The following is a 16,715-nucleotide window of genomic DNA, read 5'->3' as shown; positions in this document are numbered from 1 at the left end:
AATTCCTGTAAAATTCCAAGAGCTTCTTTTCATATCATTTTATTAATTTGTATAACAAATTGTTATTCTCTTAGATTAATATATTGTATAAATTTCTCATATATATTTTATAAAGACATCTTATGATGTAAATAATGATTAAGATTTTCATTCAATTTCTAATAATAAATAATAAAATATAATGGAGGAACAATCAATGCAGAAATGGGAAAAATTTTTAATTGTAAATCTTTTTATTCTTGGCTTATTAGGGTGGCTAATTGGATTCCTTTTAGCAAAGTCTGGGATGGATGAAATAAGAATTTTAGGTAATATAGATATCTTTAGTCTAATAGAATTGATTTTATTAATAATAGTAACTATCTGTGCTATCTTTGATTTCTATGAAACATATAATAGCAATATAAAATTCTGCAATGCAGAATTCAAGGTAATACCATATTATAAAAATAGATTTAAAAATATTTTTATATTCCTTGTATTACTTAGCGCTTCTGAATTAGTTGCATTTATAATTTCAGTTGATATGTATATACTTACTTTATTCCTTATAACATTGATCTTTACTTCTATTTTCGCCCTTCATAATAGTCTTAATGATTATATAGCCGATAATGGAATATTATATTGGGGAATACATTATACTTGGAATGATGTAAAATCCTATTATATAAGTAATGAAACTTTACTTGTGATAAATGTTATAAATAACTTTATATGTTTTGAATATAATAACGAAATCAAATTTACTATTGATACCAACTCTAAAAATGATATAACTAAATTAATAACCGAAAAATTATGTATTCTTGCCATCGAAAAACAAAATGCTGTTTAAGTTAATGAACATTTAGCTATTTACTGAATATTATATATGAAAAGAAAAAATATCATATGATAATGTAATTATCAGGAGATGTGGTTTATGATAAAGGAAAATAATGATTATATTCTTGAGAGTAAAGCAGCTAAGCCTCAAAAAGTAGTTAGTATTCCAGTACCTCTATTTGAATCAATGGAAGGAAATTACTTTGTAGGTCAAACAGATATTCTATGTGTAAAAAAAGGAGTAAATGCCTGGGCAGCTTTAGTAAATCCATATGACTCAGCCGTTAATTTATATACCAATGTTTTTACTATTTCAAATTTTTCTAATGAATATTTAACTGCAGAAATATGGCTCAACACTAATAAACCACCAATATGGAGTATATCAGATAAAGTTTCTCCAACAAATACTTCCTTAAATCCACTTCCTAGAAATGAAGTGAATATTCAATTTGTAAAATCTACTACTGAAGTTCCAATAAAGGGAGTTAATGTATATAAACGAATAGTTCCGCCAAATTCTACTCTAGTATCTGAGGAAGATGGTAAATTTATTTCGGCTCCATCTGGAAACTATTCCATTATTATAAAATCTTCAAGTCAGTTAGTTAGTAAAGTAATAACTGCATTTGGATGGTTTGAAAGATCAATATTGTGTTAATATATGCTAAATCATAAGAGGTTTATTTTTTACAATTGATACTAAATTTCTAATAAATTTTATTAATATTCTCGACATGTGAAAGAAAAAAACAATTCTAAATATGACGAGAATATTTTTCATAAAAACATATAATTATTTCATTTGCCCTCAAATACAACTTGAGTAACTTTTCCGCATTCAATAAAACCAACATTTTTATAAGCTTTATTAGACGCAGGATTAGATAAGTCCGTATAAAGGACAGGGACTTTATTTTCATTCATATATAAAAGTGGTGATTTACTTTCTCTTATTAAATGAAGCAGATTAAATTGTACTTCATCATCTATAAATGGCTTAGAATCTAATATATTATCTTGTCCAGAAAATTTAATTAACAAGTAAAATGCCTCCTTTATCTGCTTTGCGTTTAACATAAAATCATAATCCAAAATTTAATCTTCCCAAGATCAGATACTCTTTCAAAATAATCTACTTTTTTGAATCCAAGCTTTTCATATACTTTAATTGCTCGTTCATTAAAGTCTGCCACAGTTAATCGAAACTTTTCTATAGATAATTCATTTCTTGCAAACTCTAAACCTTTTCTAAAAAAGTCTATTCCCATTCCTTTTCCACATAAGCTAGGCTTCATTCCTAAGCCAATATCTGTAAATTCTTTTGAATCATAGGCCCCAAACTGATTTCCTATAGGTACTTGAGCAAATTTTCCAAAACAATAATATCCTATAAGCTTTTTTTCTTTATTTGAAACTGAAAAATAATATCCACTAAGAAATTCTTTTATACATTCATCACTTCCATCCATATTATACATTGAATATGGATCTTTATAAGTCCATATTGAAATCTCTCTTGCTTTATCATAATCCATTAGCTGTATATTTAGTTCCATACAATATTGCACCTTCTTACATTTACTATTTTATTTTCTTAGTTTTTTCCACCATGTCATTATATATAGTAATCTTCTCTTTTAAATGCTGCATATTTTCCTCTATTTTTTCTTTTTCTGCCTTTAATCTATTCATATGTTCATTTAATAATTCTAGTCGTTCCTGAATTGTATTATTACCTTCATATCTTAACTTTGAATAATATTGTATCTGTTTTATTGGCATATTGGTTTCTTTTAAGCGCATTATAAATTTTAACCATTCTATATCCTTTTCTGAATATATTCGTTTATTAATCTTATCCCTTTCTGGGTAAATCAAACCTATTTTCTCATAATACCTTAATGTATCAATGCTAATACCAAATTTTTTTGAAAATTCCCCAATATAATAATTCAAATTTTTTCCCCTTCCTATTGACATGGAGTTAACTCCATCATTTATCCTAATATTATCAAAAAACAGGAGGTATTACAATTATGGAAATAAGATATACAAATGGAATTAATAAACTTAATGAGGTTGATGGAAACGGAGGTGCTGCTGTAATAGAATCCTTAAAAAATATAGCCCCAGATCTTGGTAAATATATTATTGAATTTGCTTTTGGTGATATTTACACCAGACCCGCCTTTGATTTGAAGCAAAGAGAACTTATTACCTTATCAACTCTTGCTACACTTGGAGGTTGTGAAAATCAATTAAAAGTTCATATTAATGGTGCACTAAATGTTGGGGTATCAAAAGATGAGATTATAGAAGTATTCTTACAATGTATTCCTTATATTGGTTTTCCAAGAGTATTAAATGCAGTTTTCGTAGCAAAAGAGATTTTTAATGCCTAAAAAGTAATTATGTCATCTCATAAAATTAATCAAGAACAAAAGTGTCTGCGACACGCTCCTTCGGAGAAATTATTAATAGTTAAATTAAAAACCATAGAGATTGCTGTTCCTCTATGGTTTTCTTCTTATAGTTTATAACTTTTGCCATATACCCCATTGTATTCTTTAGGTCTCATAACTCCACCACATTTTTCGCATGAAAAACAAGGCGGTTCATCTATATTACTTTGATCCATCTCATCAAAGTATTCTACAACCTCCCTAGGTATATTTTCTGTTATTCCACAATTTAAACATTTATATGGTATTATATCTTTCACTTAACATCCCTCCAACTATGTTGTTGTCGGCTTTATTTTACCATATAGTACTCCTTTTGCAATTGCATATATTTCCAGGATGTTTTCTAATTTTTCTTTCCCTTCACTTATAAATTTATCTTTAAAATATTCTCGCATCGAGCCGTATCGTGGATACACTATATCATTAAATCTCATCTTACCACCACATTTAGAACATTTGCATGGATCTACCCCAAAAGACGCAAGAATTCGATATTCCCACTTTTCTATTGATTTCTTAATTTGTATTATTTTCTTATCTATCATCTTGATAAATTGATCTTTATCCTTACATCTCCTCGAATACAGTCCAAAATATCTCACCATTTTAAAATTCTTGTCTGGTATATGTATTATAACTTTTTTTATAAACTCAAAGACTGGCACTTTCTCTATTATTTCTTTATTGTCTTCATGTCTTTTATATTTAAATGTTACACTTTCACCATCATACGCAATTATTCTTGATTCTGCTATCGCAGGTCGTCCAACATATCTTCCAATATATTTTGCAGCTATCTTTGCTGATTTTATTTCATTTTTAGCATGAACATAAAATCCATCTTTATTATTTTTATATATTTTGTTCTTTAATCGTCTAAAACTATCTTTATTTCCTTCTCTTTTTATTATTTCATCTAATAATATTTTTTGCCATCTCTTTCTTAATGCTTCATACGAAAAATATTTAAAATTTCTCCAGGTAGTTAGCTTACCCTTTCCACCTTCTGTAACCATCATGTGGACGTGGGGATTCCACTTTAAATCTCGTCCAAAAGTATGTATAACTGCTATAATTCCAGGTATAAATTCTTCTTTTTTATTTTGCTTATACATCCAACTCGTAACAGCTTTAGCTGCACATTGCGGAAGTAACTTCAGCCTATCTCTTTCTCTTCCGAAGTAATTTCTAAGTTCCTCTGGTATTGTAAATACCATATGTCTATGCTTTACATTTATTAATTTTCCCAGCATTCCATTAACCCAATTATCAACATAAACCTTTCCACATGATGTACAAAATCTACTTTTACAAGTGAACCCAACTTTCTTTATTTCGCCACATTCCTTACATTTTAATTCAATATAACCATTACTTATATCCTTGCATTTCATAACTTTTTTTACTTCTGCAATAACACTAGGTCTAATTCTGTTTTTATATCTTTTATAAAATTCATTCCAATTTTCCTCTAATATTCTTCTTAATTTACTCTTAATCATTTCATCAATTTACCACATATATTTTTCTAATGCAAGTCTACGCCGCGCTTTCAGCGAGCGCGATTTTTATACTTTCCTATACAATGAAAAAATGCAGTCATGGGGATGACTGCATTCACAAATTATTAGGGTAAGTAAATAAGGGGTTATTTACTTTAGGGTATATAAATATTATAACATGATATACCACAATAATCCATATTAATTGATAATTTTTATTGCTCATTTCAAAAAATATATAAGCAGTAGTTAAATTGCCTCTACTGCTTATACCATAAAACACTAAAAATTTATCTAGTATAAATGTAATGTATTTATACTATCTCCTCTATAGCTAATATCCTTGGATTATTTCCTTCTTGAACTTTTATATATATTCTTGCCATCTTCATTTGCAAATTTTCTATTATTGTTTTTACTTTACATATGAAATAATAATCTTCCATGTTATTTGTAATCACTGCTACAGGATTAAAATTCCATCCTTTTATTCCATCCAATGCTTTGGTCAATATTTTCTTATCTTTTTTTGTGATTGCATTTCTAATTTCTAATTTTTCATTTTCATTTATCATTATATCAACCACCCTTTCTACTATTTATATTAATACTGATTTTTGTCAGTTGTTTGTCAAACTTATTAACCTTTTGTTAACATTATCATAAATCCATATTACCTTTCATTATGAAGTGCTATTAAAATAAACACCCAAACTGAAAACAAAAAATACATAAGTTTTTTATATATAGCAAAAAATCATTTTTTAAATTTATAATATATACAGATTAAATACTTATTATTATTAACAATACTAGGAGAATTTTATTAATTTAAGTTGTTTTTTTAAAATTTATTGACAAATATTAAAATGATAGTATAATAAAACCATACGCAAGGACTGGTGTAGATATACTCCAGTCCTATTTTTTTTAATAAACATTTGTTTATTGAAAAATTTTAGACATTATTAAAATGAGGGGAGTACATTATTATGAAGGACATTTTTAGAACAAAATCGGTCAAAAGTTTAATTAATGAAACTCAAGGTGAAAATTCCTTGAAGAAGGCATTAGGTTCTTTTGAGCTTACAATGCTTGGAATTGGTGCTATTGTTGGAAGCGGTATTTTCGTACTTACAGGAGTAGCAGCTGCAAAATTCTCTGGACCAGCTCTGGTACTATCATTTATTGTTGCTGGTTTTGCCTGCGCATTTGCCGCTCTGTGTTATGCTGAATTTGCAGCAATGATTCCAGTAGCTGGAAGTGCTTATACTTACGGTTATGCAGCTCTTGGGGAAGTTTGGGCCTGGATAATAGGCTGGGATTTAATATTAGAGTATGCCGTTGCAATTGGAGCTGTTGCAATTGGATGGTCTGGATACATGGTAAATCTTCTTAAGAACATCGGCATTATTTTACCTGCAAACTTAGTTAATTCTCCAGCTGATGGTGGAATTGTAAACTTACCAGCGATGCTTATAATCGCACTTATTTCTTTTTTCTTAATTATAGGTGTTAAAGAAAGTGCTAGATTTAATAATGTTATAGTAGCAATAAAAATCGCAATTATATTTCTATTCATATTCTTAGCAGTAGGACATGTACAACCTGCAAATTGGACACCATTTATGCCTTATGGTTTTAACGGAGTATTACAAGGTGCTGCATATGTATTCTTTGCATATATAGGCTTTGATGCAGTATCTACAGCAGCTGAAGAAGTTAAAAATCCTCAAAAAGATTTACCAAAAGGAATTATAGCATCGCTTTTAATATGTACAGTATTATATATAGTTGTATCTGCAATTCTTACAGGCGTAGTTCCTTACTTAAACTATATGAACACAGCAGCACCAGTTGCTTTTGCTCTTGAGCAATTAGGAATTAACTGGGGATCAGCATTGGTATCAGTAGGTGCAATATTCGGATTAACTTCTGTACTTTTGGTTATGATGTTTGGTCAAACAAGAATATTCTTTGCAATGTCTAGAGATGGACTTTTACCAGAAGTTATCGGTGGTGTAAACAAAAAGACAAAAACACCTGTAAACAGTACTCTTATGGTTGGAATTGCAACTGCGCTTATCGCTGGTTTCTTACCAATAGGAATAGTTTCAGAATTAACTAACATAGGTACACTTGCAGCATTTATCATTGTTTCTCTTGGAGTAATTGCATTAAGAAAGAAGAGACCTGATTTAAAAAGATCATTTAAATGCCCATTCGTACCTGTGACACCAATAATTTCAGCTTTAGCATGTTTTGGACTTATTTTACAACTTCAAACTGCAACTAAAATAAGATTCGTTGTTTGGTTTCTCATAGGACTTATAGTATATTTTGTTTATGGGAAATCTCATAGTACTATGAATGATGAAGCAGCTTCTACAGAGAATATATCCAACGAAAAATCTTTAGAATCAAATCTTACAGATTAATTCCTACATTAGAAACAAAAAAAATTTTTAATTAATATTATGAAGATAAAAAATAGCACAAGATTAAATCCTGTGCTATTTTTTATCTAATATATTTTATATGTTCTGTTCCATTGATTTAGAATAATGAATTATGTTATTTTCGTTTTTTACTGTTCTTATTGTTAAATTACTTATCTCATTCTGCAATGCCTCAATCTTATTATTAAAGATGTTTATAGCTTCTGTATTCTGCTTATATCCGTCAAATAAAGCTTTACCTCTAGGTTTAATATCATTTTCAATAATAATATTCGTTTTATCAACTTTATGTCCTAAATCATCAAATCTACTTTCTATTTTATCCAATCTCACACTAAAATCTGATTTTATTCCTTGAATCTCGGAATACATTTTATTAAGCAACTCAAATACCTCATTATTATCATCCATTAACCCGCCTCCTTTATATTGCACTTTTCTGTTACCTGATTTAAATCTACAACTATATGTTATAACTAAAACTGAATAATAATTAATCTATACTTACTTTTTTATTTCTTAACTGTTATACTTGTTTTGCCTCAAATATAGATTATAGCATAAACTTAACTTTTAGTATTCATATATTCATACTATAATTATTTCCAATATTACAAATAATATATACATATTAATTCTGTTAAATATTATGAAATACTCTTAGCCTTCTTTTGCTAGTTTGCTGCTGATGTCATTTGGTCAGATTTTATATTTTCAGTATTCATTTTATTCTTCAACATAAACCCAAGTGGTAATCCAATTAATACAATAATTGTAGATAAAAAATATATATCATTTATACCCATTGTATATGCCTTTTGTGCAAGCAAGTCACTAGCTGTATTATTTAAGCTCTCAAATATCCTTGTATGATAATCAATACGAATAAGGAGTAATGAACTAAATATACCTATAGCTAAAGAACTCGATACTTGACGTAACCAGTTATTAATCGATGAAGCATGCCCAGATAATGTTCGAGGTATTATTGACATTCCTGAATTTGTTATAGGCATTGTTGAAAAAGAAATGCCTACATACCTTATTGTCATCCAAAAAATTATATATAAATGAGATGTATTTAATTGTAATTTAGACATTTCCCAAGATCCTAAAGCTATAAAGCAAATTCCTGATATTATTAAGATTCTTGGATCAATACGATTATATAAAATTCCGACTATTGGCATCATAAATGCCATAACTAATGATGGTGGTAACAAAATAAGCCCCGTATCTAAAGTAGATAAATGTTGTGAATTTTGTAAATACAACGGAGTTAATAATGTTCCAGCATATAGAGCAATTGTTACTATACTAACTGCTGCTATACTTATGGTATACTTCTTAAATTTAAATACCCTTATATTAAGAGCTGGTGAATTTATTTTTAGTTCTCTCAATATGAATAGTACAAGGGAAACAGCTCCAATTATAATAAGAGAAATTATTTTTAAAGAAAGCCATCCCCATACAGATCCTTCACTGAAAGCTACTAATATTGATAGACTTAAAATAATAACCTCTATAAATCCGATTAAATCAAATGAATTTGCTTTTGATAAATTATATTGCGGAATGAAACGAATTACCAAAATAATAGCAATAATACCTATTGGCACATTTACCATAAAAATTGCTTTCCAACTAAAACATTGAATCAGCCATCCACTTAAAGTTGGTCCAAGTGCAGGGGCAAGCATAGAAGCCATGCTCCATAAACTTATAGCAAAAGCATGTCTATCTTTTGGAATCACCTGATAAATAATTGTCATAGTTGAAGGTATAACTAGTCCACTAAATATACCTTGAATAATACGAAAACTTATAAGCATAAAAATATTAACTGAAAGTGCACAAAAGATTGATGCAAATATAAATCCAGTAAGAGCAAATAAATATAGTTTCTTAAAACTAAACTTTTCTCCTAAATATCCAGCTAAAGGGCATGCTGCACCCGTTGCAAGCATGAATCCTGTCAATATCCACTTTACAGAATCTAAACTCGTATTAAATATTTTTATAAATTCAGTTAATGCAATATTTATTGCACTCATATTAAAAGTTCCTAAAAAAACTCCTAAAAATATTGGAGACATTACTGACCAAAAAGGTGTTTTATTATCTTGTGTACTTATCATTCTTATCATCCTCGATTTCTAAGTTTTATATTATTTAAATTTAACTAAAGATTACTTCTAGCTTTGTTAATTTGATTATATGACAAAATGGACATATAATGTTTTTATGATACTATTTAAAAGTTAATATGTCAATTTGTACATATAAAGGAGAGTTTTCATGAATACATTATCATATGGCCTTTTAGCACTTTTAGCCAATGAATCTATGTCAGGTTATGACTTGAATCTAAAAATGAATTTATTTTGGCACACTAGACATAGTCATATATATCCGCTCCTTTCCAAATTAGAAGAAGATGGATATGTAGAATTTGTTTTAGTAAAGCAATCTGGTAAACCTGACAAAAAAATTTATACCCCCACTAAAATGGGGCTTGATGCTACAAAGGAATGGCTTGAAAAAACAACTACAGCTCCTATTACTAAAGATGAGATGTTACTTAAAACATATTGCTTACACATATTAGATAAAGATAAAGCGAAAAAGATACTTAAGGAACGTGAAAAAATGTATCTTGATAAACTTTTATCATGCAAAAAAAGGATTGAGGATCTTAAAGCACAAGGGGGAATACTTGAAAGTGCAAATTCTGGCTACTTTGGCAGGTTTCTTATACTTACAAAAATTTTAGGCGATGCAAAATGGGGAATTGAATGGTGTCAATGGGCATATAGCCTATATGATACAGGAAATATAGATAATATTTTTGATGAAAGTCCATTTAATTAAATCCTTGCGTTCTATAAACATTTAAAGCACAATCATATACCCTCTTTTCCAAATTCATCTCCTCCTCACTAATTTTTGAATATTTATTCTAGCAATGACCATATATTAATTATAACGTCAACCAACAAATATAAAATGCAATATTTCAAATCTTATATAATATATAATAATCTTGTAATAATATCATCATTAATTAAAAAAAGCTGTTGAAAAATGACTTTTCAACAGCTTGTCTTTTACAAAAACATTTTCCAAAATTGCATCAAAACTCTGGAATGATTTCTACTATTTTTATACTCTTTTCTTGTTTTCCTAATATCTTATATTGTATTTCCACTTTGAATTTATCAGTAAAGCTAATATCAATGTATTGGTATTCCTCTTTTTCTTTTTTATCTTCAATTATTCCCATACTCATAGCCATTGGATTTTTTATAAAATGCAATTCATACAAACATTCTTCAACGTGAATTAACTCTTTTTGAGAAAAATTCACAACATTACTTAAATTTTTAAATTCAAATATAAACTTATCAAAGAAGCTAGTCCATCTTTCGAATATTTCATTTCTTTTAAGCTCTTCTCTTTGAATTACGTCTTTTTTCTTTTCGTTATACTCATTTACTAAATTTTCAGCATCCATTTTAAATTGTTGAAATTCATTTCCAATCTGCTTTATGGTTTCTTCTCTGCTTGTTATAATCTTAATGCTATCTTCTATTAACTCATTTTTATATGTAATTTCTATATTGATATCTGAAATTCTATTATTAATATCAATCGACTCAAATTTAACTGTTCTAAATTCCTCTGTTAATGAATCTAATACATCTACTAATGCTGCATTCTCTATATTTTCCTTAATTTCATTTATCTTATTTTCGTATGCTTTTTTCACTTCTTCTAATTTAGCATTTTGTTCCTTTAGCTCTTCTATATCTTCTTCAGCTTTGCTTTTATTTTTAACTGCAATGTTTAACAAACGATTTTCTTTTTTTAAATTACTTTCTATAGAATTTATTTTATCCTTACATATTTCTATTTTATTTTCTAATTCAAATAATTCTCTCTGTGACTTTTTTAATTCTTCATCTCTTTTTAATGCTTCTACTTCTTTATCACCATCTACAAAACTCGGAAGCATTTCCTCTTTAGGTGTAAACCTGCCTTTATAAGCCTTTACTGCCATCCATATAAGTCTTGCAAAATGCTGCCTATCTATTTTTTTCCACACGTTTAATAATGTTAGATTTTCTACTTCCATGGATTTCAAGAATTCCTTCCTGCGTTTTTCATCCATATTGTTTATAATTTCTTCTATATTTTCTTCTGTTTCTTGTAAATCAATGAAAGGTTGAGCATTTATAAACTCTTTTGCTTTGCCTTCAAGCTTTTCATTATATTTTAAATAAATATTATCAGCTTTTTTACCTGGAGTTAAATTTTCGTAAACCTTGTATAACTTAGATGCTTCTTCTATCACTTCTATTGATATAGCATCCTCAGATTCATCTTCAATATCACTTTTAATCTTCTCTAAAAGAATATTTAATAATCTTTCATTCAATTCTTCTCTTGTGCAATCTTTTAATTCTTCTTTTTTTTCATCAATTAAAGCCCATATTTCAGTTACTTCTGGTTCTTCAATCACATTATTTCTTCCAATTTTACTTCCTATAAGATTAATTATGCTTATAGTTCTTTTCTTAGCCTTTTGTATAACAGGCTTTGATATATTAGTTATATTCATAGTTTCAAGTAATGCAACTTGTTCAATTATATCATTATCTGCAATTTTTCTAAGTCCATCAAAAATATTAGGCATGTCTCTCTCCCTCGTATTCCTTATTAATTCTACTATTATTTTCTCTCGATTACATGTTACACTTTAAAAGCGCTTCACATACAAATTAATTAGCACTTTTTATATGTCATAAAATTACATAAAAAATAAGCCATATCTATATAATAGCATAAATAATCCAAAGATTGCATTATAACACTATTTTAGCACAAAATAATATACTATATTACATTAATTCTTATTTTTCTATTATGATGCAATAAATTTAGTAATGCTTTTATCTATAATAAACCTGCTTTATATGAATCACAATTTCATTCATGACATTTTTTATATTACCTTCATCTTTTATGAATTTATATTTTGATTTGTAAATAGAAAAAGGTACTCGTTATTGAGTACCCTTTTCTGACAAATTTTTATTTTAATGTATTTTTAATAACCTTTTTATTTTAAGCCTTGTTCATAGCTTTCTATCATGTGTTTTACCATAAACCCACCAACACTACCGTTTTGTCTTGAAGAAAGATTTCCTTTGTCTACGCTTTCATAGTTTCCTAATCCTATTTCTGAAGCAACCTCAGTTTTTAATCTACTTAAACCTGCCTTTGCCTCTGGAATTAAAGTTCTGTTTCTACCACTATTGCTTGAAGCCATATGAATCTACCTCCTTTAATATAATTATTATTTTGTTTGGCAGTAATATATTAACCACTATTACAAATTATAATCTAGTAGAATGTTGGTATGAGTAGAATTTATACACTGTATTAGTTAAATCTGATATATTGTTATCCTAAATCTTTAATATTAAACTCATTTTAATAAAAATTATTAAGCTCATTTATAGTAAAATTACGATGTTTTAATCCATTCTCCATAATATTTTTTATTCCTTGAATTCTTCTTCATAAACATATTTGCTAACTGAACATTAATCTTTTCAATATCAAACACATCTTCATAGTGTTGATTGCTTACCCATTCCTTTGTTTCTTCATATTCTGGATGTTTTTCATTGTTTATAATTTCCAAAAATTCTACATACCCACATATTCCTCCTACATCCTCAGGTGGGCATGCCCCCTCACCTTCTATACACATTGGGTATTCATATTCATAGTCTTCAATTTTCTCTTCTAAAGCTATTTCATGTTTCCAGTATTCACCTAGGTCATATATGTATGCAATATTAAAATCTTGATTTAAATACTTATCTATTTTAACCTTGCTGCTTAGTTTTGGTTTTACCTCTAATAAATTTGCAATAAAACCATATGGATCGTTTTTCTTTGTTAATTTAATTTTTGAATACATTTCATATTCTGCAATTGATTCTTCATCGCCAGTTATTCTCAATTGTTCCTCCACAAGATTAAAATCATACAGATGGCAGTTACTCCATCCCATAGAAAGTTGAATTATGTCATGCAATCTTTTAAATGTAATTTCTGCTGGAACGATTACGCGCCTCCATATTAGTGGTGCACTTCCCTCTAATGTTATTTTTATTTTGTATGCTTTCATAAACTATCATCCTATTCATTATTTTTATCTATAATTTTTTATGACTAGCATTATTATCTTCCTTAACCAAAAAATTATTCTACAAATTCAGAATCTTATTTTATGAGATTTAACTAAATCATAATATATAAAAAATGCTTAACCATAATAAATTTATCGTGGCTAAGCATTTTTATAAAATTATATGTTGTAATAAAATGCACTTATCATTATTTAATTTATGATTCATTAACTTTTTTATATCTATATTCTATCTAATAACTTTCTACATTCCCTGTGATTATGTACTATAAATACCTTCTTGTCTTTTGCATTTGATAATACTTGATAATATTTATCTCTATTAACTTTGTTAAAATTCCATATCCACTTCAAAAATTCCATATCAAATTTTTCTGGACAATTCTCCCCCATATCAGAACGTGTCTGTCCATAGTTTTTTAGCACACGCTTTATCACTCCAAATAAGCACCTAACTCTAGAAAAATCAAGGTAAATCACCGTATCACACCTACCTAATCTTTCACTTATTGTTCTGTTAAAATTACCATCTATAATCCAATAATCTTTTATAAGTTCATTATGTAGAAGAGTATCAAATTCTTTATCAGAAATTGATTTCCATCCGGCTCTCCAAAATAATTTATCTAAATGTATAACAGGCATACTCATCTTTTTCCCAAGATTTCTTGCTAATGTTGATTTGCCACTTCCACCACAACCAATAATCATAATTCTTTTACTTCTCATAACTATTAATATACCTCACCAAAATTGAATTCATTTCATTCTCTACTCTAGAATCTTTAGAAATATTATTTACTTTAATTTATTCATAATGATATTATACATTAAAATAATCAATAAACTCAAAGAAATTTAATTAATATAGCAAATCATAAATATATACATATATTTTATAATGCTAAAATGCTCACCCAAATGCCAATATTATTTGATATACTATTTCTACGTAAAATTAAATATACTTTAGGATGGGCATTAGAGCTTAAAACCGCATAAAATTCACTAATATATATTTATGCTCCTAGCTTAACAGTCCAAATATCCATTAGATATTCAAACATACTATAAGGTATATAACAATATCCTTTATCTCCCCATGAATCTCCCCAAGAGTTTCTAACAATGAAACTTCCATTATTAAAATTATCATCATATCCTACAATGCACAGAGCATGTCCACCAAGTTCCTTTTCTCCCTCCTTTGGCACTGGTACAATACCATCAGTTTTAACAGTTTCAAAAGATTCATATACAGTTATCCCAAATACCACTAAATGTTCAATTAGTAATGCATGTTTAATCTCATCAATAGACTTTATTCTTTGATATCCTGAAATTGTATAGTTTTTTGCCTCTTCTAACTCTTTCTCAGTAGGAGAATTTTCAAAAGTTTTTATATCATATGGCCATGAAGCTTCTAAGCAGACTCCCTCGTTTTTTAAAACCTTCATTCCATCTCTAAGAGATGCCCCACTATCTCTATAAACAGATCCTTCTAAGTCTCTTTCCCACCAGTATAAAAAAAGTCTAGATAATCTTTCAAAATGGTTACGATTATCATTTAATAGCATAAACTCCCTGAGTCCTGAAACAATTGCATTTGCAGTGCAGCTTCCTAACTGTCCCTGATCTACAACAGGTGAACATTTTTCCCTAAGATCAATTTTTTTGGGGAGTATTTCACTCTCCACAACATGTCTTTTTCCATACATTAAATCTCTTGAATCTACTTTGTCCTTAACTAAATCGTACTTTCTCATATAAATGCGCCCCTTTCTTTTACATTTTTTTCTATGTCCTAATCATAATGTTTCTTTATTTAAATTACAACATATTACATAATGATTTTAAGTATAAATATATGCATTTTAAGTTAAGATTCAGTAAACTTTATTCAACCTAAATTTCTAATACTCTAGGGTATATTTTTTTCTCAAAAATATTAAACTATTACTAACATAGAGGTGTTAAACATGAATAGGCGGCCTTTAGTTCCAGAAACAAAAGTAAAACTAGAAAAATTAAAAACTGAATTTGAAAATGAAATCGGAATAGAATTTAATGAAAAATATAATGAAAATACGAGTTCAAGATCAAAGGGACACATTAGTGGAAATATTGGAGGATTAATGACTAAAAAAATGGTTGAAGAATTCGAAAAGAATTTACTTGATTGATTAAGAAAACCCCTCCTATTTCTAGGAAGGGGTTCTCACAAGCTTACATTAAACTCTAAAAATATACTAACTCATCGTCAATTTTATTTATTACTTTATAGTCTTTTATAGCTATAAATGGAATTTCTCTTTGCTCTTGAGATATGAACTTTTTATGTATTACACCTTCTATCTCAACCCATTCTTTCTCCTTGAAATTTACTGTTTTATTGCTTTGACATAAAAGCCCTAAGAAAGAAATATCATCTTCGCAACATGTCATAGCATTTCTTCCAAAGGCAAAAACATTCTTAGGATACTTAGGATGGCTTAATGCAATTCCTTTTATTTTTATATTTTTTCCTTCGTACTTTTCTGGTGATTCTGTCACATCTAGATACCACACACCAAAATCATAATCCTTAAATTCAATTACTTTCGAATTTATATCAAAAGGTAATTCTAGTGGACTATCATCAATTTCACCATTTTCTAACTCAAAAATTATATTTGCTCTTGCATTAACAGCCTTTATGCTATTTCTAAACTTTAATTTATCTGTTTTTTCATTGCACCTATTAAAAATAATCAAATCTGAGTTCTTGAATTGTTCTATAAGAAGAGACTTCATATTTCCCATATAACTCTCAAACGTACTAGCATCAATAGGTGTTATTATTTGAGCAAACTCCCACTCCTCTGGAAAGTTTATCTTTTCTATAACATCGAACTGCCACATACCATTGTATTCTATTAAGACTTTATTTGGTTTCGTATTCTTATTACACTCTTTTAAAAATGAATCAGTTAAGTCTTCCTGACTATTAATATTCACTAATGTAATATTATTTTCTTTTAAGAAATCTCTTTCGCATTCTTCTATGCCACTTTCACAAACAATTAAAGTAATTTTTTCTCCTTGTGCAAAATCTGGATCATTAAATATTTCTTTAATAAAAGTAGTTTTGCCACACTCTAAGAAACCTGTAATAAGAAAAACTGGTACATCCGTCATAAGTTTACGCCTTCTTTCTTTACGTATTTCAATTTATATTTCTGTAAATTATATT

General features: G+C 28.1%; 20 protein-coding genes. 6 read left to right on the top strand and 14 right to left on the bottom strand.

Annotated features, from left to right (window positions below; translation table 11 throughout):
- The first annotated feature begins 196 nt into the window (after window positions 1-196).
- Window positions 197-838, top strand: a complete 642-nt coding sequence (locus tag CDLVIII_RS13850) for a hypothetical protein (protein WP_009170062.1) — start codon at window positions 197-199, stop codon at window positions 836-838.
- An 87-nt stretch (window positions 839-925) separates the two neighbouring features.
- Window positions 926-1,489: a DUF6143 family protein gene (locus CDLVIII_RS13845; RefSeq protein ID WP_009170061.1), complete on the top strand. Its 564-nt coding sequence runs from the start codon at window positions 926-928 to the stop codon at window positions 1,487-1,489.
- A gap of 140 nt (window positions 1,490-1,629) precedes the next feature.
- On the opposite strand, the gene CDLVIII_RS13840 is transcribed toward CDLVIII_RS13845, so the two are convergent.
- Genes CDLVIII_RS13840 through CDLVIII_RS13830 form a run of 3 tightly spaced genes read right to left on the bottom strand, consistent with a single transcriptional unit; the run spans window position 1,630 to window position 2,787 of the window.
- Entirely contained in the window at window positions 1,630-1,872 is a 243-nt protein-coding gene (locus tag CDLVIII_RS13840) for a hypothetical protein (protein ID WP_144005378.1), read from the bottom strand.
- A gap of 29 nt (window positions 1,873-1,901) precedes the next feature.
- Complete coding sequence (locus CDLVIII_RS13835; protein ID WP_009170060.1) at window positions 1,902-2,387, bottom strand: GNAT family protein; 486 nt, start codon at window positions 2,385-2,387, stop codon at window positions 1,902-1,904.
- 25 nt (window positions 2,388-2,412) lie between these two features.
- Window positions 2,413-2,787, bottom strand: coding sequence for a MerR family transcriptional regulator (locus CDLVIII_RS13830; RefSeq protein ID WP_035302292.1), 375 nt, complete (start codon window positions 2,785-2,787; stop codon window positions 2,413-2,415).
- 80 nt (window positions 2,788-2,867) lie between these two features.
- On the opposite strand from CDLVIII_RS13830, the gene CDLVIII_RS13825 reads away from it, so the two are divergent.
- Window positions 2,868-3,233: a carboxymuconolactone decarboxylase family protein gene (locus tag CDLVIII_RS13825; RefSeq protein ID WP_009170058.1), complete on the top strand. Its 366-nt coding sequence runs from the start codon at window positions 2,868-2,870 to the stop codon at window positions 3,231-3,233.
- 125 nt (window positions 3,234-3,358) lie between these two features.
- Here the strand turns inward: CDLVIII_RS13825 and CDLVIII_RS13820 are convergent, their stop codons facing one another.
- From CDLVIII_RS13820 to CDLVIII_RS13810, 3 genes are all read right to left on the bottom strand, one after another.
- Complete coding sequence (locus CDLVIII_RS13820) at window positions 3,359-3,553, bottom strand: hypothetical protein (RefSeq protein WP_009168857.1); 195 nt, start codon at window positions 3,551-3,553, stop codon at window positions 3,359-3,361.
- A 15-nt stretch (window positions 3,554-3,568) separates the two neighbouring features.
- Window positions 3,569-4,798: an IS91 family transposase gene (locus tag CDLVIII_RS13815; RefSeq protein ID WP_009168856.1), complete on the bottom strand. Its 1,230-nt coding sequence runs from the start codon at window positions 4,796-4,798 to the stop codon at window positions 3,569-3,571.
- A gap of 314 nt (window positions 4,799-5,112) precedes the next feature.
- A complete protein-coding gene (locus CDLVIII_RS13810; RefSeq protein ID WP_009170057.1) occupies window positions 5,113-5,373 on the bottom strand; it encodes a hypothetical protein in 261 nt (86 codons plus the stop codon).
- A 417-nt stretch (window positions 5,374-5,790) separates the two neighbouring features.
- Here CDLVIII_RS13810 and CDLVIII_RS13805 point away from each other — a divergent pair, with 417 nt between their 5' ends.
- Window positions 5,791-7,236 carry an amino acid permease gene (locus CDLVIII_RS13805; protein WP_009170056.1) on the top strand — a complete coding sequence of 482 codons (1,446 nt, stop codon included), beginning with the start codon at window positions 5,791-5,793 and terminating at the stop codon, window positions 7,234-7,236.
- A gap of 96 nt (window positions 7,237-7,332) precedes the next feature.
- On the opposite strand, the gene CDLVIII_RS13800 is transcribed toward CDLVIII_RS13805, so the two are convergent.
- Complete coding sequence (locus CDLVIII_RS13800) at window positions 7,333-7,668, bottom strand: hypothetical protein (RefSeq protein ID WP_009170055.1); 336 nt, start codon at window positions 7,666-7,668, stop codon at window positions 7,333-7,335.
- Between the two features lie 263 nt (window positions 7,669-7,931).
- Window positions 7,932-9,398, bottom strand: coding sequence for an MDR family MFS transporter (locus CDLVIII_RS13795; RefSeq protein WP_009170054.1), 1,467 nt, complete (start codon window positions 9,396-9,398; stop codon window positions 7,932-7,934).
- A gap of 160 nt (window positions 9,399-9,558) precedes the next feature.
- Between CDLVIII_RS13795 and CDLVIII_RS13790 the strand changes: the two genes are divergently transcribed.
- The gene (locus CDLVIII_RS13790; RefSeq protein WP_009170053.1) at window positions 9,559-10,131 is read left to right on the top strand and encodes a PadR family transcriptional regulator; all 573 of its coding nucleotides are present in this window, start codon (window positions 9,559-9,561) and stop codon (window positions 10,129-10,131) included.
- Between the two features lie 262 nt (window positions 10,132-10,393).
- Here CDLVIII_RS13790 and CDLVIII_RS13785 read toward each other — a convergent pair whose 3' ends face one another.
- From CDLVIII_RS13785 to CDLVIII_RS13765, 5 genes are all read right to left on the bottom strand, one after another.
- Complete coding sequence (locus tag CDLVIII_RS13785; RefSeq protein WP_009170052.1) at window positions 10,394-11,956, bottom strand: hypothetical protein; 1,563 nt, start codon at window positions 11,954-11,956, stop codon at window positions 10,394-10,396.
- A gap of 426 nt (window positions 11,957-12,382) precedes the next feature.
- Window positions 12,383-12,592, bottom strand: coding sequence for an alpha/beta-type small acid-soluble spore protein (locus CDLVIII_RS13780; RefSeq protein ID WP_009170051.1), 210 nt, complete (start codon window positions 12,590-12,592; stop codon window positions 12,383-12,385).
- 198 nt (window positions 12,593-12,790) lie between these two features.
- The gene (locus tag CDLVIII_RS13775; RefSeq protein ID WP_009170050.1) at window positions 12,791-13,462 is read right to left on the bottom strand and encodes a plasmid pRiA4b ORF-3 family protein; all 672 of its coding nucleotides are present in this window, start codon (window positions 13,460-13,462) and stop codon (window positions 12,791-12,793) included.
- Between the two features lie 243 nt (window positions 13,463-13,705).
- On the bottom strand, window positions 13,706-14,212 hold the full coding sequence (locus tag CDLVIII_RS13770) for a topology modulation protein (protein WP_009170049.1): 507 nt from the start codon (window positions 14,210-14,212) through the stop codon (window positions 13,706-13,708).
- A gap of 290 nt (window positions 14,213-14,502) precedes the next feature.
- Entirely contained in the window at window positions 14,503-15,249 is a 747-nt protein-coding gene (locus CDLVIII_RS13765; RefSeq protein WP_009170048.1) for a C1 family peptidase, read from the bottom strand.
- Between the two features lie 213 nt (window positions 15,250-15,462).
- On the opposite strand from CDLVIII_RS13765, the gene CDLVIII_RS13760 reads away from it, so the two are divergent.
- Window positions 15,463-15,666 (top strand): alpha/beta-type small acid-soluble spore protein, encoded by a 204-nt coding sequence (locus CDLVIII_RS13760; protein WP_009170047.1) that lies wholly within the window; start codon window positions 15,463-15,465, stop codon window positions 15,664-15,666.
- Between the two features lie 55 nt (window positions 15,667-15,721).
- Here CDLVIII_RS13760 and CDLVIII_RS13755 read toward each other — a convergent pair whose 3' ends face one another.
- Complete coding sequence (locus tag CDLVIII_RS13755) at window positions 15,722-16,660, bottom strand: GTP-binding protein (protein ID WP_009170046.1); 939 nt, start codon at window positions 16,658-16,660, stop codon at window positions 15,722-15,724.
- Window positions 16,661-16,715: the final 55 nt, after the last annotated feature.

The organism is Clostridium sp. DL-VIII (assembly GCF_000230835.1).
Lineage (GTDB): Bacteria > Bacillota > Clostridia > Clostridiales > Clostridiaceae > Clostridium.
Note: the sequence above shows the minus strand (reverse complement) of the source record. Positions and strands in the feature narration are given on the sequence as shown.